General features: G+C 37.0%; 16 protein-coding genes. 15 read left to right on the plus strand and 1 reads right to left on the minus strand.

What is annotated here, in order from left to right; translation table 11 throughout:
- Nucleotides 1-8 precede the first annotated feature (8 nt).
- On the minus strand, nucleotides 9-914 hold the full coding sequence (locus CLOCL_RS03805) for a ribokinase (RefSeq protein ID WP_014254116.1): 906 nt from the start codon (nucleotides 912-914) through the stop codon (nucleotides 9-11).
- Between the two features lie 325 nt (nucleotides 915-1239).
- Here CLOCL_RS03805 and CLOCL_RS03810 point away from each other — a divergent pair, with 325 nt between their 5' ends.
- The 15 genes from CLOCL_RS03810 to CLOCL_RS03880 all read left to right on the plus strand — a co-directional run bounded on the left by CLOCL_RS03810 (nucleotide 1240) and on the right by CLOCL_RS03880 (nucleotide 21103).
- Nucleotides 1240-2487, plus strand: coding sequence for a uroporphyrinogen decarboxylase family protein (locus tag CLOCL_RS03810; protein ID WP_014254117.1), 1248 nt, complete (start codon nucleotides 1240-1242; stop codon nucleotides 2485-2487).
- 52 nt (nucleotides 2488-2539) lie between these two features.
- Entirely contained in the window at nucleotides 2540-3550 is a 1011-nt protein-coding gene (locus tag CLOCL_RS03815; protein WP_014254118.1) for a sugar ABC transporter substrate-binding protein, read from the plus strand.
- Between the two features lie 117 nt (nucleotides 3551-3667).
- A complete protein-coding gene (locus tag CLOCL_RS03820) occupies nucleotides 3668-4648 on the plus strand; it encodes an ABC transporter permease (protein WP_014254119.1) in 981 nt (326 codons plus the stop codon).
- A gap of 18 nt (nucleotides 4649-4666) precedes the next feature.
- Nucleotides 4667-6154, plus strand: coding sequence for a sugar ABC transporter ATP-binding protein (locus CLOCL_RS03825; RefSeq protein ID WP_014254120.1), 1488 nt, complete (start codon nucleotides 4667-4669; stop codon nucleotides 6152-6154).
- Nucleotides 6155-6238: 84 nt separating this feature from the next.
- On the plus strand, nucleotides 6239-6646 hold the full coding sequence (gene rbsD / locus CLOCL_RS03830; protein WP_014254121.1) for a D-ribose pyranase: 408 nt from the start codon (nucleotides 6239-6241) through the stop codon (nucleotides 6644-6646).
- A gap of 370 nt (nucleotides 6647-7016) precedes the next feature.
- Nucleotides 7017-8072, plus strand: a complete 1056-nt coding sequence (locus CLOCL_RS03835; RefSeq protein ID WP_014254122.1) for an aldose 1-epimerase family protein — start codon at nucleotides 7017-7019, stop codon at nucleotides 8070-8072.
- 84 nt (nucleotides 8073-8156) lie between these two features.
- Entirely contained in the window at nucleotides 8157-9416 is a 1260-nt protein-coding gene (locus tag CLOCL_RS03840; RefSeq protein WP_014254123.1) for a uroporphyrinogen decarboxylase family protein, read from the plus strand.
- A gap of 1046 nt (nucleotides 9417-10462) precedes the next feature.
- Nucleotides 10463-11653 carry an RtcB family protein gene (locus CLOCL_RS03845; RefSeq protein ID WP_014254125.1) on the plus strand — a complete coding sequence of 397 codons (1191 nt, stop codon included), beginning with the start codon at nucleotides 10463-10465 and terminating at the stop codon, nucleotides 11651-11653.
- Nucleotides 11654-11666: 13 nt separating this feature from the next.
- The gene (locus tag CLOCL_RS03850; protein ID WP_014254126.1) at nucleotides 11667-12434 is read left to right on the plus strand and encodes a TatD family hydrolase; all 768 of its coding nucleotides are present in this window, start codon (nucleotides 11667-11669) and stop codon (nucleotides 12432-12434) included.
- An 11-nt stretch (nucleotides 12435-12445) separates the two neighbouring features.
- Nucleotides 12446-13357: a ribonuclease Z gene (locus CLOCL_RS03855; protein ID WP_014254127.1), complete on the plus strand. Its 912-nt coding sequence runs from the start codon at nucleotides 12446-12448 to the stop codon at nucleotides 13355-13357.
- A gap of 419 nt (nucleotides 13358-13776) precedes the next feature.
- Nucleotides 13777-15120 carry an NAD(P)H-dependent oxidoreductase gene (locus tag CLOCL_RS03860; RefSeq protein WP_014254128.1) on the plus strand — a complete coding sequence of 448 codons (1344 nt, stop codon included), beginning with the start codon at nucleotides 13777-13779 and terminating at the stop codon, nucleotides 15118-15120.
- 57 nt (nucleotides 15121-15177) lie between these two features.
- Complete coding sequence (locus tag CLOCL_RS03865) at nucleotides 15178-15897, plus strand: GTP pyrophosphokinase (RefSeq protein WP_014254129.1); 720 nt, start codon at nucleotides 15178-15180, stop codon at nucleotides 15895-15897.
- Between the two features lie 158 nt (nucleotides 15898-16055).
- The gene (locus CLOCL_RS03870) at nucleotides 16056-17117 is read left to right on the plus strand and encodes an IS30 family transposase (protein ID WP_014253858.1); all 1062 of its coding nucleotides are present in this window, start codon (nucleotides 16056-16058) and stop codon (nucleotides 17115-17117) included.
- A gap of 352 nt (nucleotides 17118-17469) precedes the next feature.
- Nucleotides 17470-19203, plus strand: a complete 1734-nt coding sequence (locus CLOCL_RS03875; protein WP_014254130.1) for an ABC transporter ATP-binding protein — start codon at nucleotides 17470-17472, stop codon at nucleotides 19201-19203.
- The gene (locus CLOCL_RS03880) at nucleotides 19154-21103 is read left to right on the plus strand and encodes an ABC transporter ATP-binding protein (protein ID WP_041714918.1); all 1950 of its coding nucleotides are present in this window, start codon (nucleotides 19154-19156) and stop codon (nucleotides 21101-21103) included. Before CLOCL_RS03875 ends, CLOCL_RS03880 begins: the two co-directional genes overlap by 50 nt.
- Nucleotides 21104-21283: the final 180 nt, after the last annotated feature.

Consider the following 21283-nt stretch of genomic DNA (forward strand, 5'->3'; position numbering starts at 1 on the left):
ATTACCAACTACTCATAATTAACTAAGATCAAATTACTGTTAAGTACTTCAGACAAGAAAGGAATGGATGATGATGCACCGGGTCTTGAAACAGCCAAAGATGAAGCGATAGAAGCTTTACGCAAACATTCTTCAATAGGCTCGTTATTGGCATATGATGCGAGGAAATAACCGGTAAAGGTATCACCGGCAGCTGTCGTATCTACAACTTTTACATCATAAATACCATGTCTGTAAATATTTACACCATCGCTAAACAGAGCACCTTTTTTACCCAAAGTCAAAAGGAGTGATGTTTTAGGATAGAGTTCATGAAGTCGTTTGATTATGTTTGCATAATCTTTTTCCCTGGTTAATTCATATCCTTCAATTTCATTTAAAATTAAGATATCAACAAGGTCTAAAGGGTAATTAAACAGTTCCCCGGTAATGGGTGACGGATTGAAAGCGATTTTCAATCCCTTCTGCTTTGCTTCTTTCATGATAAGGGGGATATTGTTGATCTCATTTTGCAATAAAATAAAGTCTCCTGATTCAAAATGAGATATAACATGTTTAACAAAGGCTTCATCAATCATTTGGTTGGCGCCCCCAACAACAATGATGGAGTTTTGACCGTTTTTATCAACCTGTATGATTGTACTGCCCGTATTGGTGTTTTCATTAACTGCAACAAAGTCAGCGTTTACATTGCTTTGTTCTAAAGTTTTTAACAAGTGAATACCGTCACGGCCTATCATGCCGGCCATGCTGCATTTTGCATTGGCTCTGCCTAAAGCCAGGGCCTGGTTTAATCCTTTTCCGCCGTCAAAGAGCTGATAGGATATGGAAGTGGTTGTTTCTCCAGGTTGTACAATATGGTCAACTTGATAAACGTTGTCCAGATTTAAAGAACCGAAACATAAGATTTTCATAATTAACCCCCGGTAAAACGTTTTAATAAATTTGTAAAAAAATATATGGTTTTAGTATATGTAATTACAAAAAACATGTCAAGAGGCTTAATTGATAAAAAATAAAAAAGTTTTTCGAAATTGAAGAAAAAACATGTTGACATGGTATGTTGGTTATGCTATCGTATATAATAAGTTAACATAATTTTTTCTTCGGCATCACTGCAAACATAAGGTAAAACGTTTAACTAAATACCAGTTTTACCCTGTCTAGCATCTAACAACAGCCGACAGGCAACAAATCCAACCTATAATATTTTCATATTGTAATACGAAAGGAGATTCTATGAACTCAAGAGAAAGAATCAAAGCAGCGCTAAACCACCAACAACCGGACCGGGTACCGATTGATTGCGGTGGTCACATGTCAAGTAACTTTTCCATACAGGCTTACCGAAATCTGCGTGAATACCTGGGATTGGAGAAAAAAGAACTTTACGTGTGCGATGTTATACAGCAGTTGGTATTCCCGGATAAAGATGTCCTGGACATGTTTGGTATTGACACGGTAAACTATGGAGCAGAATTCAGAGACCATGCAGAGTATTGGAAGGATTGGGAACTGCAGGACGGTACTCCTATTAAAATTCCGGCATATATCGACATAAGAAGGGAAGGTGAGGATTCGGTATTATACAACAGTAAGGGCAAAGCTTTGGCTATTTGGAAGAAAGGTGTCCTATACTGTGAACAAACTTATTTTCCTCTCGATGGTTCCGAATCTGAAGACTTTACAAATTTACGGGACGATATGGCTGATGTAATGTGGTGTGCATTTGGCGGACCACCGGCACCATTGGGCTATTCTGAAGAAGATTTGGCTAAAAGAAAGGCATCCATAGAAAAACTTCGTAAATCAACGGACAGAGCTATTTATGCACCTTTTGGAGGCAGTTTGTTTGAAATGGGCGGCTTCCTGTATCGTCAGGACAACTTCCTGATGGATATAGTGGCTGAACCGCAAAAAGTACAAAAATATCTGGAAAAAGCCGTAGAAATCTATTGTGAAGACATGAAGAAATTTATGGATGTATATGGAGATTATATTGATGTAATGGGATTCGGCGGAGATGATATGGGCATGCAAAACGGTCCGCAAATATCACCTGAAACCTATAGAAATGTTATTAAACCTTTCCACAAGGAATTGTGGGGCTATGCTAAAAAACTGAAACCGGATATAAAACTTTGCTTGCATTGCTGCGGAGGTATATATCCTCTTATTCCGGAACTCATTGATGCAGGAATGGATGCCATCAATCCGGTTCAGACTTCATGTAAAGGCATGGATATTGTTGAGCTTAAGAAAAACTTTGGAAAAGATATTACCTTCTGGGGTGGCGGCTGTGATACCAGAGATATTTTACCTAATGGTACACCAGAGCAAATTAAAGACCATGTCCGCAGAAATCTTGATGTAATGTTCCGTGATGGAGGCTTTGTGTTCCAGCAAGTGCATAACATTGTTGCAAATGTTCCGCCGGAAAACGTTGTCGCAATGTTTGAAGCAGTAAGGGAATATGCTCAAAAATAGACTAAGCATAAAAGTAAGCTAAACAGCAACAAACAAAATAGGAGGAAAAGTTATGAAAAAGAAAATCGTTTCACTATTGTTGTGCCTGGTTATGGTGGCAGGGTTATTTGCAGGTTGTGCTTCCACAGGAGACGGAGCAGCAGTAAACACTGATACTCAAAATACGTCAAAAGATACTGGTAATAGCGGTACTGGTAATAGTGGCGGCAGTGATCTGAAATTTGCAGTTGTACTTCATGCTTTAAACAGTTCATTCTATGCAAAAATACAGGAAGGTGCGATAGAGGCAGGTAAGGCTTTGGGAGTCAAAGTAGATGTAATGGCACCGAATACAGCAAGTAACCTGGCAGAACAGGTTAGTATGATTGAAACATGTATATCGTCCGGCTATGACGGAATTGCAACTGTTATATGGGACCCAGACGGATTTAACGATGTGCTTAAAAAAGCAAAAGATGCTGGTATTCCTGTTATAAGTTTGAATCAGAACTCCGGTAAGGATGATGGAACAGTATTCGTTGGACAAGACCTTGAAGAATCCGGTTATATGTTAGGAAAATATATGTTCGGAGAAGTTATGAAAGGTAAAGGAAAATATATCATAGCTTCCTGTGCACCGGCCGATGTTGCATTAATAGCACGTGAACAAGGTATAAAAAGAGCAGCTAAGGAATTCCCCGGTATTGAATTTATTGACTTAGTTGACATAACAACTGACCTGACAACCGCTGTTGGTGTTATAGAAAATGCATATCTTGCACATCCTGATGTAAATGCCTTTTTAGGTGTTGACGTATTCAGTGAAGCAATAGGAACATTTATTCAATCAAACAATTTGAATGGCAAGGTTTATGGTGCAGGATTTGACTTGACAGAAGGAACATTGCAGCATGTTAAAAATAATGCAATGCAATTAACTATAGGACAAAACCCATTCTTGCAGGGTTATTATCCAATTATTGAGTTGTATACCCTTAAGAAACACGGATATGATCCGTTGGATATAAATACTGGTGCTTTCTTAGTAACAAAGGACAATGTAAACAGTGTTGAGCCAGAATAAAAATGGTTGATTAACATACTTTGGGACTACCTTATCTGCAGCTCTGATAAGGTAGTCCCTCCCCCCTTGCTTTTATTATTCAATAATAAATTACATTTTAACGGAATGGAGATATCTATGGAGAAGAAATTTGCTTTACCTTTCACCAAAGGAAACAAATCTTTTAAAGAGTTTGGCGTCTTAATGGTTTTATTGGGAATAGTAGTAGTTTTAAGTATTGTAACGCCATCCTTTTTAAGACCGCAGAATATAATCAATGTTATCAGACAAATGACTGAAATAGGAGTAATGGCTATCGGAATGACTATGGTTATAATATGTGCGGAAATTGACTTGTCGGTTGGGTCGATTTACGGTGCTACAGCGATGATAGCTGCATTAATGATCAAAAGTGGAATTTCCCCAACACTTGCTTTTATTGTTTCACTTTGTATCGGTGCTTTGATAGGCTTTGTCAATGGATTTTTATCGACTAAAGCAAAAATGCCGGCATTTATTGTGACATTGGGAACAATGCAGATTTTCAGAAGTATTGCATATGCAGTATCGGGAGGCAAAAGCATAGGTGCCTTTTCTCAAGAATCACAAGCCAGTTGGGTTTTCGGTATTGGTGGAAATATAGGACCAATACCTTTGCAGATAATAATTATGATAATTCTTTATATTGTTACTTATGTGGTTATGAAAAAGACAAGAGTTGGATTTAATATTTATGCTACCGGTGGCAATAAACGTGCAGCAAGTTTAGCCGGTATAGATACTGACCGTATGAAAATAATCAGCTTTGTTTCAATGGGCATTTTGTCTGCATTTGCCGGTATGATCAGTATTGCTTACCTCAAATCGGTGCCTACAACAGCAGGATCCGGACGTGAAATGGATGTTATTGCGGCAGTTATTTTAGGCGGCACAAGTATGAACGGCGGTAGAGGTTCAATATTAGGGACATTTATAGGTGCCACAATTATGGCTGTTGTAAGAAACGGTATGGTACTTCTTAGTGTTCCGGCGTTCTGGCAATCCGGATTTATCGGAATTATCATTATCGTTGCAGTATTGATGGATACATGGATTACACAAAGAAAAAGCGTAAGATAATCGCAAGGAGGAAAAACTTTGGATTATATCATTAGTTTTGAAAATATAACTAAAAAATTCGGCGGAACAACTGCCTTGTCAGGCGTTTCCTTTAATATAAAAAGGGGCGAAGTTCATTGTCTTTGCGGTGAAAACGGAGCTGGAAAATCAACTTTGATGAATATCTGTGCAGGTGTTATCCAGCCTACCAGCGGTGTAATTCGAATTAATGGCCAGGAAACTAAGATAACTGGTGTTTCTCACTCTGAAAAATTAGGCTTTTCCATTGTGCACCAGGAAGTTCCACTATGCTTAAATATGAGTATTGCTCATAATATATTCTTAGGTTCTTCCAAAAGCACAAAAGGTATTTTTCTGGATGAAAAGTTCATGGAGAAGGAAACAGAAATTCTGTTGAAAGAATTCAAGCTTAATCGCAGGCCGTCAGATTTGGTTGGAGATTTAAGTATAGCCGAGCAGTCAATTGTTCAAATAGCAAAAGCGGTTTACTTTAAACCCAAGATTCTAATACTGGATGAACCGACTGCCGCATTGACAAATGACCAGAGAGAAGTAATGTTTGACATTATAAAAAAATTGAAGAAGGAGATTGGCACAACAATAATTTATATAAGTCACCGATTGGAAGAAATTATGGAAATTGGTGATACCATAACCGTTCTTCGGGATGGTCAGTTTGTTAAGACAGTAAGCGTGGCTGATATAACAGTTGATGAACTTGTCAGCTTAATGGTGGGGAGAGAACTTTCCAACGAACATGCAGTCAGCTATAAAACAGGAGAAAGACTTTTAAAGGTCAATAATCTAACAAGAAAAGGCGAGTTTGAGAATGTCAGTTTTGAATTGAATAAAGGTGAGATATTAGGCTTAGGTGGTTTTGTGGGTGCAGGCAGATCGGAAGTGTTAATGTCCATATTCGGGTTTAACAAACCGGATTCCGGGGAAATCTTTATTGAAGATAAGCCGGTTAATATAAAATCTCCTGCTGATGCAATTAAACAAGGTCTTGCTCTCATTCCTGAAAACAGGAGAGATGATGCGCTAATCGAGCCTATGACCATTATGCAGAATGCTCAGATGGTAATACTTAAAGATTTAATCAAAGGTGTTCTTATAGATAAAAAACTTTCTAACGATAAAATGGACGAAATGGTTAATAAGTATAAAATAAAGGCTAACAATGTCAACTTGCCCATCTTGACACTATCCGGCGGTAACCAGCAAAAAGTTATCATTGCCCGTTGGATTAGCAACAATCCTAAAATTCTTTTATGTGACGAGCCGACAAGGGGTATTGATGTTGGTGCTAAAGCTGAAGTTTATTCAATACTTCGTTCCATTGCAAAAGAAGGTATAGGAATAATTGTTGTTTCCTCAGAGTTACCTGAATTGCTTGCCTTAAGCGACAGGATTCTGGTTATGCATGAAGGGCGTATTACAGGTCAAATGATGAGGGAAGAAGCAACTGAAGAGAAATTTATGAGACTTGCTGCTGCAGTTGGCTAAAATGCTGTTGGAAGATAAGTCTTATTAAATACAGTTGCGTATTGGAATGTTTAAAAATTTAATATAAGAAAAGTAGGGACAAAGATGAAGAAAACAAAGGTATTGAATTCGGAATTATCTGCTGTGATCGCATCGATGGGGCATACTGACACAATAGCAATCGGTGATGCCGGATTGCCTATTCCCGACTCTTCAAAGAGAATTGATTTGGCAGTTAAAAGAAATTTACCTCCTTTCCTCGATGTTCTTGAAACCGTACTCTGTGAATTGGAGGTAGAAGAAGTAACTATAGCTTCTGAAATGATAGAAGATAATCCGGGATTATTTAAAAAAATCAATGAGTTATTCAGTTCCATAAAAATAAATTTGGTTACACATTCGGAATTTAAAGAAATGACAAAGAACTGCAAAGCTGTAGTTAGAACCGGAGAATGTATGCCCTATGCAAATATTATTCTACATTCGGGTGTTGCTTTTTCCTGTGAAGAGTAACAATTCTATTGTTTTATAAGATAATTTAGTTTAGCCTCTTTCAAGAAAAAATAAAGGGGCTAAACTAAGAGCCCGATGTATTAGTTTTGTTTTTAAGCATGAGAGTTTTAAGTCCAATTATACAGCTTTAGGATGAAAGAATCTGTCTTTTAAAAACCAGGAAAAATATGATTATTGTAAACTTGTTGTTTTATTTTAAATTTATTTATTGTATAATAAATATATAAACATAAAAAATTTAATGTTCACAACGTAAAACCCATAGATTTCATTAATTTAGAGGAAAAGCTTTAAATAAACCTTGATGACATCTATGGATTAATTTTTTAGCATTTCTATGAAACGTTTCATGAAATGGAAAGGAGGTTCCATGAATAAGCGTGAGATTTATAAATATGCAGGAAGTATGCAGCAAGTGGCATTTGTGCGGCCTATTTCTTTTGACGAGGGAAGAGCAGGCAGGATGAGAGGATACGATGTCAAAAATGGAGATCTTCGTTTTCAGGTATCCGCTGATAAATGTCTTGACATCATAGATTTTTCATACAAAGGCATGAATATTAATTTTTTGGCTAAACAAGGGCTGATAGGGCGAATGGACTATGATACACATGGAGAAGAGGGACCTAGGAGTTTAATGGGCGGACTGCTCTTTACCTGTGGTTTGGAAAACACTTGTATTCCTTGTGAAATAAATAATGTTTCATATCCTATGCACGGAAGGATACGCTCTACTCCGGCCGAGCATGTAAGTGCCGATGCTGAATGGGCTGATGATAAGTATGTACTTTCAATAAGCGGAAAAATGAGGGAGGCGGAAATTTTTGGAAAAAATTTAACCTTGAGACGAAAAATAGAGACAACTTATGGAGAAAAGACAGTGATTATAAACGACATAATAGAAAATAAAGCTTTCAAAGAGGAAGAATTGATGATTTTGTATCATTTTAATTTTGGCTATCCCTTTTTGGATGAGAATGCTGTTGTACTTTTGCCCACCTTAAAAGTAACACCTAGAGATAAGGAAGCTCAAAAGGATGCTGATAAGTGGAACCAGATGGAACCGCCTGTCGATAATGAGCCTGAAAGGGTGTATCTGCATGAATTGGCTGCAGATGAGGAAGGAAATACCTTTGCCTGTTTGTTCAATAAAAAGACAAACATCGGTGTTCAAATAAAGTTTAATAAGAAATATTTGCCTAAGTTTGTGCAATGGAAATCCATTGCTTCCGGAGATTATGTAATGGGACTGGAACCTACAAATTCCGGCGTATATGGAAGAAAGGGCGAGGGTTTGGATATTCATAAACTGTCACCCTTCGAACGTGAAGAAATAAGAATAGAGTTTAAGATATTAGACGGTATGGAAGATTACAATAATATTTGCACTAGTATCAATAAGTTGACCGGTGCTTCTCAAGTCTAGAATTATCTCAATTTTAAACACTGATTTATCCGTAAAGAAGTCCCTGCTTTTTAAAAAACAAAAAGTTAATAAGGAGGAAAAACTATGACGGGAAAAGAAAAATTGAAATTGGCACTCAACCATGAAGAAGGACCTATTCTTTTAGATATCGGAGGAATGCCGACAACGGGAATTCATTGCAAGGTAGTTGAGAGTTTAAGAGAATTCTATGGATTGGAAAAAAGACCGGTAAAAATACTGGAACCGGTTCAAATGCTGGGATTGGTAGAAGATGACTTGAAAGATGCTATGGGTATACAAACGACACCTCTATGGAGTGCAGGCACAATGTTTGGTTTCAAACAGAAGGATAAGTTTAAAGAATGGAGAACTCCATGGGGACAGGTAGTATTGGTAGCAGAAGATTTTGTTACTACTACCGATGAGGATGGAAAAACATACATTTATTCCTGCGGAGATACAAATTATCCACCTGCCGGTTGCATGCCAAAGAATGGGGTGTATTTTGACAATATTAATCGTGTACCGGAATTTGATGAAGATAATTATGATGTAAGAGACAATTTTGAAGAGTTTGGTCCTATTTCCGATGGAGATTTGGACTGGCTGAAAAAACAAAAAGAAGCATTGGAAAACTCCGATGATGTCATTATGGGTAACCTTGGAGGAACTGCTTTTGGGGATATTGCATTGGTTCCGGGACCACAGCTGAAGCAGCCTAAAGGACTTCGTGATATAACTGAATGGTATATTTCAATTAAAGCCAGACAGGATATTTTACATGAAATATTCAGTTATCAGCTAAAGTATGCCATTGAAAATCTGGAAAAAATGTATGCTGTGTTAGGTGATACAATACAGGTTGCATATATTTGCGGAACAGACTTCGGTACACAGAACGGACCCTTTTGTTCAAATGAAATATTTAATGATTTGTATGCTCCATACTATAAGAAAGTCAATGACTGGATTCATGAAAATACCAAGTGGAAAACCTTTAAACATTGTTGCGGCAGCATTTTTTCATTAATTCCCGAACTGATTAATGCCGGATTTGACATCTTAAATCCTGTTCAATGGACAGCAAAAAATATGGATAAAACCAAATTAAAAGAAGCTTATGGCGATAGAATTGTATTCTGGGGAGGCGGAGTTGACACCCAGAAAACATTGCCGTTTGGTACACCGAAGCAAGTGCATGATGAAGTGTTGGAATGCTGCAAAGTTTTCGGTAAAAATGGAGGTTTTGTATTTAATACAATACACAATATTCAGCCGGGAGTACCGGTCGAAAATGTAGTTGCAATGATAAATGCAGTTAAAGAATACAATGGCGAAAGATAATGTTTATTTAAAAGTTGTGTTCAACTCCCAAGATAAGTATTAATAAATGAAGAGGAATCCTGAAAATATTTTCAGGATTCCTCTTCATTTATTGCAATAAAAGATATATGGATTACAGAAAAACTGTCAAAGGGCATATAAGCTCATCTTGCACCTTAATTTCTTTTTTTGGGTGAAGGGTTTGGTTTTTTATGGAATTATGATTACTATTATGATATTGCCTTAAATATTATCTATCAACCCGTTAATACAAAAGATTAAATTGCATTGGATTAATCTTTTTTCTTAGCTGGGAAAACTTATTGCTGGCGACGTTTTGAAATAAAACTAAATAAAAATTGTATAGAATAGAAGTAAAACAGTTTATTCATTTTTTCACCACCTAACTTTCGGGATGTATATTTTATTGGAAGTAATCTGCATTATTATTTATTTTGTATTATAGAGATACCATTTATTAATATATCGTCTGTTTTTTGATATTATTTAGCTATTTATGTATTATATTTTTTATAAAATAAAGTTATCTGACATTAGTAAAGCTGTTTGCAGTATGGAAGATGAATATATAAAGGATCTGCTGAATATTACAAGATAATTACAGTTTATAATATTTCTTGACGGGACAAGTTTTCCTGTGTTACCATAAAAACACTATGCTTTGAAAAATGTTATTGAGTTAAACCAATTACGGTAAAGAACATTTATAAAGAAAGTGAGAAAGGAGGATTACAATGTATATATTGCGAAAATATAATTTGGAGCAAAAAAGCAATGCAATTAAATCAGAGAAACAATATACAGGCATATGCATAGATATAGGTATACATTGGCTTAATCCTCTGCCATATATTAAATGCGATAAACCTTTAAATAGGATGCATTGACAGTGATGTAAAAATGCGTAATTTTTTAGCCCGGATAAGGTGTTAAAAATAGCATTTACTATAGAGAGCGGTTAAGTCTAATATTTAGAATTAACTGCTCTCTTTATTTATAGAAAAGTGAAAGGTACAAAATACTTATTTAAGGAAGTAGGTGAGGTTATGATACAAGTCAGAGGAAAGTATAATACGGCTAAAATTTTTACCGATAACGTAGAAGAGGCTGCAATGGCGCAGATAATTGAGCTTTGCAATCAGGAGTTTGTGAAGGACAGTATTATAAGGATTATGCCTGATACCCATGCCGGTGCAGGCTGTACAATCGGAACTACTATGACTATTTCCGACAAGATAGTGCCGAATTTGGTTGGCGTTGATATAGGCTGTGGGATGGAGACAATAAAATTGAAAAACAAAGATATAGACTTGGAGAAATTGGACAGGGTTATCCATGAATATATACCTTCCGGTTTTGACATTAGGAAAAAGAAACATCCCTATGCTGATAAAGTAGATTTTGCCCATCTGGTGTGTAAAGAAAGTGTAAACTTGGAGAGAGCAGAGCTTAGCATTGGTACTTTAGGCGGCGGTAACCATTTTATTGAGGTAAACAAACACGAAACCGGACAATTGTATCTTGTTGTACATTCGGGAAGCAGGCATCTCGGTAAACAAGTAGCGGAGTTTTACCAGGAACTTGGCTATAGGGAACTGGTAAAGAATAATGAGTATATTTCGGAGCTTATCAAGGAGTTAAAGGCGCAGGGGCGTGAAAAGGAGATTCAACAGGAAATTAAGAAGGTTAAACCTGTGAAAATAAGCAAACAGTTGGCTTATGTTCAGGGCAAAAGCTATAACGACTACCTGAATGATATGAAGATAGTACAGAAATTTGCAGTGTTAAACCGAAAAGCCATTGTTGATGAGATTGTAAACAGAATGGAATTTGAAGTTATTGAACAGTTTACCACAATACATAACTATATAGATCTTGACAGTATGATTTTAAGAAAGGGAGCGATTTCAGCACGCAGTGGCGAAGTTGTTTTAATACCGATGAATATGAGGGATGGAAGTTTAATTTGCATTGGAAAGGGAAATAAGGATTGGAATTACTCGGCACCCCATGGAGCAGGAAGACTTATGAGCAGGAGCAAGGCAAAGGAAGTCATCAGCCTCGAAGAATTTGAGAAGTCTATGGAAGGTATCTATTCTACAACGGTTAACAGATCCACCTTAGATGAATGCGCTTTGGCATATAAGCCCATGGACGAAATAATTGCAAATATACAGGATACGGTAGATATTATTAATATAATTAAACCTATATATAATTTTAAAGCAGCGGAATAAAGTGGAGGATATAATGTTATTTGATACACATGCACATTTTAATGATAACAGATTTAAACATGACAGGGATGAAGCTATAAAGAATGCTCATGAAAGCGGAGTTTCCTACATTTTAAATGTATCGTATAATATTCCGTCACTGGAGCATTCCTTATCCTTAGCTGGAAGATATAGCTTCATATATGCATCAATGGGCATACATCCGCACTATTCAAAGGATATGAATGACAACATATTGGATAAAATTCGGAGTTTGTGTGAAAATAAAAAGGTTGTAGCTATAGGTGAAATAGGACTTGATTATTACAGAGATTTGTCACCAAGGGATGTTCAGAAGAAATGGTTTATAAAGCAGATAAATCTGGCTAAGGAATTGAAATTACCCATTATAGTCCATATCAGAGATGCAAATGAAGATGCACTTAATGTTCTGAAGGCTGAAAATGCCAGGGAAGTAGGAGGAATTATTCATAGTTTTTCCGGAGATGTAAAAATGGCAAAGGAGGCCATTGATAACAACTTCTATATTTCTGTTGGGGGACCTGTTACCTATCCCAATGCAAGAAATTTGATTGAAGTTGTAAAATTTGTTCCGGAGGAAAGGCTTCTTATTGAAACCGATTGTCCGTATCTTACGCCGGAGCCTTTTAGAGGAAAAAGAAATGATTCAAGCCTGGTTAGATTGGTTGCTGAAAAAATTGCTGAGATAAAAGGCAAAAGCTTTGAAGAAATTGCAAATATTACTACCAATAATGCCAAGATGTTGTTTGGTATCAGGTGAGGGAGAAGGTTATGCTTGATGTTTGTCTCTTGGGAACTGGAGGTATGATGCCACTGCCAAACCGGTGGCTTACATCTCTTTTGGTAAGACACAATGGAAGAATGATTCTGATAGATTGTGGAGAAGGAACACAAATTCCGCTTAAAATGGCAGAATGGGGAATAAAACCAATTGATGCCGTGTTGTTTACCCATTATCATGGAGATCATGTGGCGGGATTGCCCGGATTTCTTCTTACTCTGGGGAATTCGGGAAGGGAAGAGCCTTTGATGTTGGTGGGGCCTCCGGGTATAAAAGAAGTGGTGGAAGGTTTAACGGTAATTTCACCGGAACTGCCCTATGAGTTGAATTTAATAGAACTGCCTGACAGTGAAAGTGCTGAAGTAAGTGTTAGCGGCATTTTTATTAAAAGCTTGCCGGTGGATCATACCATTCCATGCCTGTCCTATTGTATTGAGCTTAAAAGGCAAGGCAAATTTGATGTTGACCGTGCCAGGGAACTTATGATTCCTGTAAACTACTGGAATAAGCTGCAGAAAGGTGAGAATGTAACAGTAGATGACAGGGTGATTACTCCTGAAATGGTTTTAGGTGAGCCTAGAAAAGGAATTAAGGTATGTTACTGTACGGATACAAGACCCTCTGATGAATTGGCAGAGTTTATTAAAGATTCGGATCTCTTTATTTGTGAAGGTATGTATGGTGATGAGAATGACACTCATAAAGCTGAGCAGAAGAAGCATATGACTTTTTCTGAAGCTGCATTGCTTGCTAAAAAGGGAAATGTGGAGGAACTGTGGCTTACCCATTACAGCCCGTCTCTTACCGATCCGGAAGAATATATGGAAGTTGCGAGGAGTATCTTCAAAAATACTGTCGGAGGAAGAGATTTACTTGCTAAAACAATAAAATATAAGGAATAGAGAAAAATTTAAAAATAGTTAATTTTATATATTGATGTTTTGTTCTAACCGTTCCACGCTATATAAGCAATATTGTTAATAAAAATTTAATTGGGATGTAAAAGTTATTCATGATATAATGGAAATGCATTTAAAAGGATTTAGCTATCGGCTAAAGGAGAAAGGCTAAAATGGGTTATGATATGTCACAGATTATTGGCAATTCTACAAGTCTAGGAAACACAAAGTAAAATTTTCCCGTAATACTTGGAAAGAGAAGTTTTTAAAATTAAGTTGATATTTAACTAATAAAGTTGCAGATTCATATGGAATAACGGATTTAGCATTTTTCAAATTGCAAAAAAAATGAGCTTTTTAAAAGATTTTTATTTGGGGAAAGCATGAAAAATGAGCCGAAGAAATAAGCGGGAGGGAGAAACGTGAATGTTCTGGTATTAAATGGAAGTTCTAAAAGTGAATATAGTATTACATTGCATACTGCGCTATATTTGGAAAAAAAGTTTCCAGAACATAAATTTCACTTCCTTCATGTTGGCCATTATATTAAGTCCTTTGAAAAAGATTTTTCGCCGGCTATTAATGCCATAAACGATGCTGACCTGATTATTTTTTCCTACCCTGTTTATACCTTTATTGCACCATATCAGTTGCATCGTTTTATGGAACTATTAAAGGCATCCGGCATTAATCTGTCCGATAAATTTGTTACACAGATTACTACATCCAAGCATTTTTACGATGTTACAGCACATAAGTATATTCAGGAGAATTGTCAGGATCTTGGAATGAAATTTATAAAAGGTTTGTCTGCTGACATGGACGACCTCCTGACCGAAAATGGACGTAAAGAAGCAAGGGAATTTTTTCGATATGTATGTTGGTGCGTAGAACATGATATATATGAAACTCTTCCTAAGAATCCTGTTGTTTCAGCCCATCTCCCGGTTGGGACTGCTGCATCGAGTCAGGATAAAAAGAGCGGAGATGTGGTGATAGTTACCGATTGTGCTAAAAACGACAAGCAGCTCAATGACATGATTGAAAGATTCAGAGCAGTTCTAAAGATAAAAAGCCGTGTTGTCAATATTTCCGACTACCCTTTTCATGGAGGTTGCCTGGGCTGCTTTAATTGTGCGGCTACGGGAAAATGCGTTTATAAAGATGGTTTTGATGATTTCTTGCGTAACAATATTCAGACTGCTGATGCAATAGTGTATGCGTTTTCTATAAAAGATCATTCAATGGGTTCAATCTTTAAAATGTATGATGACAGGCAGTTTTGCAATGGTCACAGAACTGTAACTATGGGAAAGCCTACGGGGTACCTGATTAGTGGGAACTATCCTGCAGAGACTAATTTACAGATGATTATTGAAGGTCGAAGTGAGGTTGGAGGAAATTTCTTAGCAGGAGTTGCCTGTGATGAAATAAATCCCGATGCAGAGATAGACAGACTTGCTGAAAGACTTGATTATGCCATTACTCATAAATATATTCAGCCAAGGAATTTCTATGGTATTAGCGGAATGAAAATTTTCAGGGATCTTATCTGGCTTATGCGCGGATTGATGAAAGCCGATCATCGGTTTTATAAAGCCCATGGTTTATATGATTTTCCTCAGAAGAAAAAGGGAACGGCATTAAAAATGTATCTTGTGGGTGCTCTTATATCTTCGCCAAAATTAAAGGCTAAAATAGGGAATAAACTTTTTGAAGGTATGATTGCACCGTATAAGAAGGTTTTAAGCAGCGACTGCGATTAATTTGACAGTTGTTATTGGATGTTTAAGGCAAAATATATTCGGAAAGGAAAATGGTATATGATGGAGATAATGGCTGCCGAGGCAATAAAAAGATTTAAGACAGAGATGACAAGGTTTTTGATGATGTATAAGTTTGCGTTGGATGAGATGAGTACAAAAATAGATATTCTTAAGCAGGAGTTTGAATACATTCATGATTATAATCCTATTGAACATGTGGAATCGAGAATAAAATCTCCTGAAAGCATTTTGAGAAAACTCCGTAAGAAAGGCTTTGAATTGTCGCTGCCTTCAATAAGAGAGAATATTAACGATATAGCAGGGATTCGTATCGTTTGCTCATTCATTTCAGATATTTATAAAATAAGTGAAATGCTTCAAAATCAGAAAGATATCAAGGTTATCCAATGCAAGGATTATATTAAGAATCCGAAACCCAACGGCTATCAAAGTTTGCATCTTATTGTGGAAGTACCTGTTTTCATGTCGGACAGAATAGAGAATGTAAAGGTGGAAGTTCAGATTCGTACCATTGGAATGGACTTTTGGGCAAGTCTGGAACATAAAATATACTATAAATGCAATAAGGAAGTCCCTGAAAAATTAAGGGAAGAACTAAGAGATGCGGCCAATACGGTTAGACAATTGGATATGAAGATGGAACAAATAAATAAAGAGATTAGTGAGATTAAGGATTCCAGCAGTTTGGAGGAAATTCAGGAAATTGTCATTAATAATCAGAAGTTTTATTTGCCAAAGGATTTTTTTAAGTTTTAAGTTCTGTATTTAAAGTATAAAAATAGCCCAAAACCTTGGAACTTTAGGGGGTAAGTTGTAAAATTAATTGCCCAAACATGATAAAAAAGAAGTGACTCAAATCAGAACCTCTGATAATGTTTTAAGTGACAAAACCAAAACATATTGGAGGGTCCGAAATGAGTCACCTTAATAATACCACTAAACGAAGAAGTTTTAAACACCTGGATGTGAGGGAACGGTATCAAATTGAAATATTATTGAAAGAAGGTAAGAAACCAAAGGAAATAGCCAAAGTAATGGGAAGGGACAGACGGACTATAGAACGGGAAATAGCTCGTGGCAGCGTGAGGTTGCTAAACAGCGATCTGACCTATTCAGTGAAGTACTGTGCAGACGTAGGACAACGAAGATATGAAGAGGCGTCATCAAATAAAGGAGCGGGTTTAAAGATCGGGCATGACCATGAACTAGCCAATTACATAGAGAAGAGGATAAAAGAGGACAAATATTCGCCGGACGCGGTGATAGGAGAGATAAAAGCCAAAGGGTTAAGGTTCAGAGCCATGATCTGCACAAAGACGCTATACAACTACATAGACAAAGGGATATTTGCTAATATAAGCAACAAAGACCTTCCGGTAAAGCGGAACAAGAAGAAGAGGAAATACCGAAGAGTAAGGATAGCATTAAAGAATTTGAGGGGGACAAGCATAGAAGAAAGGCCGGCACATATAGAAGAAAGAGGAGAATATGGGCATTGGGAGATGGATTGTATAGTTGGCAAAGGCGGAGAAAAGGGAGCAGCATTGTTGGTACTGACGGAACGGAGTACGAGGCAGGAGATAATACGTAAGATGCCGGATAAAAGCCAGGCATCGGTAAAGAAAGAGATAGACAAACTGGAAAGGAAGTATGGGAAGAAGTTTACCAAACTGTTTAAAACGGTCACAGTAGATAATGGAACAGAGTTTCTGGACAGCAAAGGGCTTGAGGCATCAGTGCTTGTTCCTGGTAAGATGAGGTTAAAGATATATTATGCACATCCATACAGTTCATGGGAACGAGGGTCGAATGAAAACGCTAATAAGCTGATTCGACGATTTATTCCTAAAGGGACGGATATAGGGAAACTAACGGAGAAAGAGATAAAAAGGATTGAGCACTGGATGAACAATTACCCAAGGAGAATATTTGGTTATCGAACTGCGAATGAAATGGCAAAGATTGTGGTCGCTTAAAACAGGGTTCTGTAAGATTTTGTAAGGCAATTAAACTTGCAATTTAAACTTGGAACTTTAGGGGAAATTATCATTTGACAATAGGGATGAATTTTGATAAAATATTTTAATCGCGTTTGTTGCCACTATGGGTTCATAGTGGCAACACATTTTTATATTCGTCAACACCAATTGGAAGCAAAAGAATGAAAATACTGTGTTTGAACAATATTACATAGAATGTATATTGGTCGGATAAATTTCTTATAAAACTTACTCGATATAAAATGCAAAAACAGAAAATGAGTAGAGTTTATCTCTTTTGCACAGTAGATGAACAATACTCCTTTTTTATGGAAAGGGCTGGTGTAATATGATTAAAGTGTTGGCACGAAGTATTCGTGAGTATAAAAGACTCTCAATTATAACTCCTATACTGATAACTTTGGAGGTAGTAATTGAGTGTATAATTCCGTTTATAACTGCAACTCTGGTTAATGAAATTAAAGGCGGTTGCGGCTTGAATACCATAATAAAATATGGTGTTATCTTAATTATTATGGCATTTTTGTCATTGCTGTTCGGTGCTGTTGCAGGGTCAACCAGTGCCACGGCATCCAGCGGATTTGCAAAGAATTTACGAAAGGATATGTTTTATAAGATTCAGGAGTATTCCTTTGAAAACATTGATAAATTTCAGACTTCATCGTTAATTACCCGAATGACCACCGATGTATCCAATGTGCAAAATGCCTATATGATGATAATAAGAATTGCAATTCGTGCACCTTTAATGCTGATTTTTGCCTTTGTGATGGCCTTTGTAATGGGTGGACGCATGGCGTGGATTTTCCTGGTGGTTGCACCGTTTCTCGCAATTGGTCTTGGGCTTGTAATTTACAAGACACTTCCGTTGTTCAGGAAAGTTTTCAAAAAGTATGACGCATTGAACAGATCCATTCAAGAAAACATTAAAGGTATGCGTGTGGTAAAATCTTTTGTTCGTGAAGAATATGAAAAAAAGAAATTTGACAAGGCAGCAGAAGATGTATGCGCAGATTTTACAAAAGCTGAACGGATTTTGGCTCTTAATGGACCTTTGATGCAATTTTGCATGTATGTGGTTATGGTTTTTGTTCTGTCTTTCGGTTCCTATACTATTATTACCAGTCGAGGGTTGGATTTTGACGTTGGACAGTTTTCTGCCATATTGACATATAATTTTATGATTCTCATGAGTTTGATGATGCTTTCTTTTGTATTTGTAATGATTACCATTGCCAGCGAATCGGCTAAACGTATTGTTGAAGTAATTAGTGAGGAAAGTACATTGTCAAATCCTGAAAATCCGGTTTACACGGTAAAGGACGGTTCAATTTCCTTTGAGAACGTAAGCTTTAAATATTCAAAAAAAGCAGAGAGAATGGCGTTAGAAAATATAAATTTAGAAATTAAATCAGGCGAGACCATTGGAATTATTGGTGGTACTGGCTCTTCAAAAACATCCCTTGTCCAGTTGATTCCGCGTCTGTATGATGCAACCGTCGGAGTTGTAAAAGTAGGTGGCGTGGATGTGCGAAATTATGATCTTAAGGCTTTGCGTAATCAGGTGGCTGTAGTGCTGCAGAAAAATATTTTATTTTCCGGAACTATTAAAGAAAATCTGCGTTGGGGAAATAAAGATGCTACCGATGAAGAGTTGATAGAAGCATGTAAATTGGCTTGTGCCGATGAGTTCATAAACCAATTTCCCAAAGGATATGACACCTATATTGAGCAGGGGGGAACCAATGTTTCCGGAGGACAGAAGCAAAGGCTTTGTATAGCAAGAGCATTGCTTAAAAAGCCTAAAATATTGATTCTGGACGATTCCACCAGTGCAGTGGATACCAGGACCGATGCTAAAATTCGTAAAGCGCTTAAGGAGTATATGCCGGAGACAACCAAGATAATTATTGCTCAGAGAACAGCTTCTGTTGAGGATGCCGACAGGATTATAGTAATGGATGGTGGCACTATTAACGGAATAGGAACCCATGAGCAATTATTAGCTGAAAATGCAATTTACAGAGAAATATATATTTCTCAGAATAAGGCAGGTGCTTAATGTGAAAACAAAAAGTTTTAAGAATAGAAAATCAGTCGTACTTCGTCTGCTCAAAGACATATATGAGTTTTATCCGGTAATGTTTCCGGTTTCCATTGTATGTATATTGTTCAATGCAACTATCAGTTCCATTCCTGCTGTATTTATGCAAAATGTAATTGCACTTATTGAAGACAGCTGGCAATCCGGCGATTGGAATGCAGTTGGAGGGAAAATACTGTATTTTGTTTCTATATTGGTAGCCTTCTATATATTGTCAATTATAAGCGGTATCGCATATAATCAGATGATGGCAATTATTACCCAGGGCACATTGAAAAAATTTCGCGGTAAAATGTTTGGAAGAATGCAAACACTTCCCATTAAGTATGTGGATACTCACAATCATGGAGATATCATGAGTTATTACACTAATGATATAGACACATTAAGACAGATGATTTCTCAGAGCTTTCCGCAACTTCTGATTTCGGGTGTTTCAGTTCTGACTGTATTTATAATAATGAACTATTTTTGTATATGGCTTACCATTGCTATTTTAATTGGAACAATTGTAATGCTTTTTGTTACAAGAAAAGTGGGTGGAGGTTCAGCCAAATACTTTATTAGACAGCAGAAGTCCCTGGGCCGACTGGAAGGATTTATTGAAGAAATGATGGTTGGCCAAAAAGTGATAAAAGTATTCTGCCATGAAGAAGAAAGTAAGGCGGATTTTGACAAGTTTAACGAAGAGCTATTTAACGATTCAAAATTGGCCAACAGATATGCCAATATTTTAGGGCCTATCCTGAATAATATTGGAAACGTGCTGTATGTTTTCGTTGCCATTACCGGTGGTATTTTATTGGTTGCCGATGTTCCCAATTTAAGTATTTCGGGATTGGGGATGGGAATTAGCATTGTTGTTCCATTCCTTAACATGACCAAACAGTTTGTCGGCAACATTAACCAGGTGTCCCAACAGGTTAATTCTGTTGTTATGGGACTTGCCGGCGCACAGCGGATTTATGATTTAATTGATGAAGAACCGGAACAGGATAACGGGTATGTTACATTGGTAAATGTTCGTGAAGAAAACGGTCAGTTAATTGAATGCGAAGAGAGAACAGGAATTTGGGCTTGGAAGCATCCTCACAGCAGTGATGGAACTGTAACCTATACAAAGTTAACCGGTGACGTTAGACTGCATGAGGTGGATTTTGAATATGAACCGGGCAAAACAATTTTACATGACATAAGCCTTTATGCTAAACCTGGACAAAAAGTGGCATTTGTTGGTGCAACCGGTGCCGGTAAGACTACAATAACAAACTTGCTTAATCGCTTTTATGATATTGCCGACGGTAAAATCCGTTATGACGGTATCAATATAAACAAAATCAAAAAATCCGATCTTCGCCGTGCCATTGGGATGGTGCTTCAGGATACCAATCTTTTTACCGGTACTGTAATGGATAATATCCGCTACGGTAAGCTGGATGCTACTGATGAAGAGTGTATTGCTGCGGCGAAACTTGCAGGAGCAGATGATTTCATTCGGCGTTTGCCCGATGGCTATCATACAATGATTACCGAAAATGGGGCGAACCTGTCACAAGGGCAGAGACAGTTGATTTCCATCGCCAGAGCGGCAGTTGCTGACCCTCCGGTTATGATTTTGGATGAAGCAACATCCTCAATTGATACAAGAACTGAAGCCATTGTGCAGCGAGGTATGGATGCTTTGATGGAGGGCAGGACAGTATTTGTAATTGCTCACCGTCTGTCTACCGTTAAAAATGCTGATGTTATCATAGTTTTAGACCATGGAAGAATTATTGAACGAGGCAATCATGAAGAGCTGATTGCCAAGAAAGGTGTATATTATCAATTATACACAGGTGCTTTTGAACTGGAATAAAATTGGATGTTTTATGTTTTAATATAATGTCGGTATTCAAAGAGTGCAGCAGTAAGTAAAAAATGCTGCACTCTATTACATTACGGTATTCTGGTGGATTAAAATATACTTGTCAAAGTTATTGAGCAAATTACGTATATTCGGATACTCAATTGCTTTTTTATTTTTCGGTTTTAATTT

The sequence above is a fragment of the Acetivibrio clariflavus DSM 19732 genome, from assembly GCF_000237085.1.
Lineage (GTDB): Bacteria > Bacillota > Clostridia > Acetivibrionales > Acetivibrionaceae > Acetivibrio > Acetivibrio clariflavus.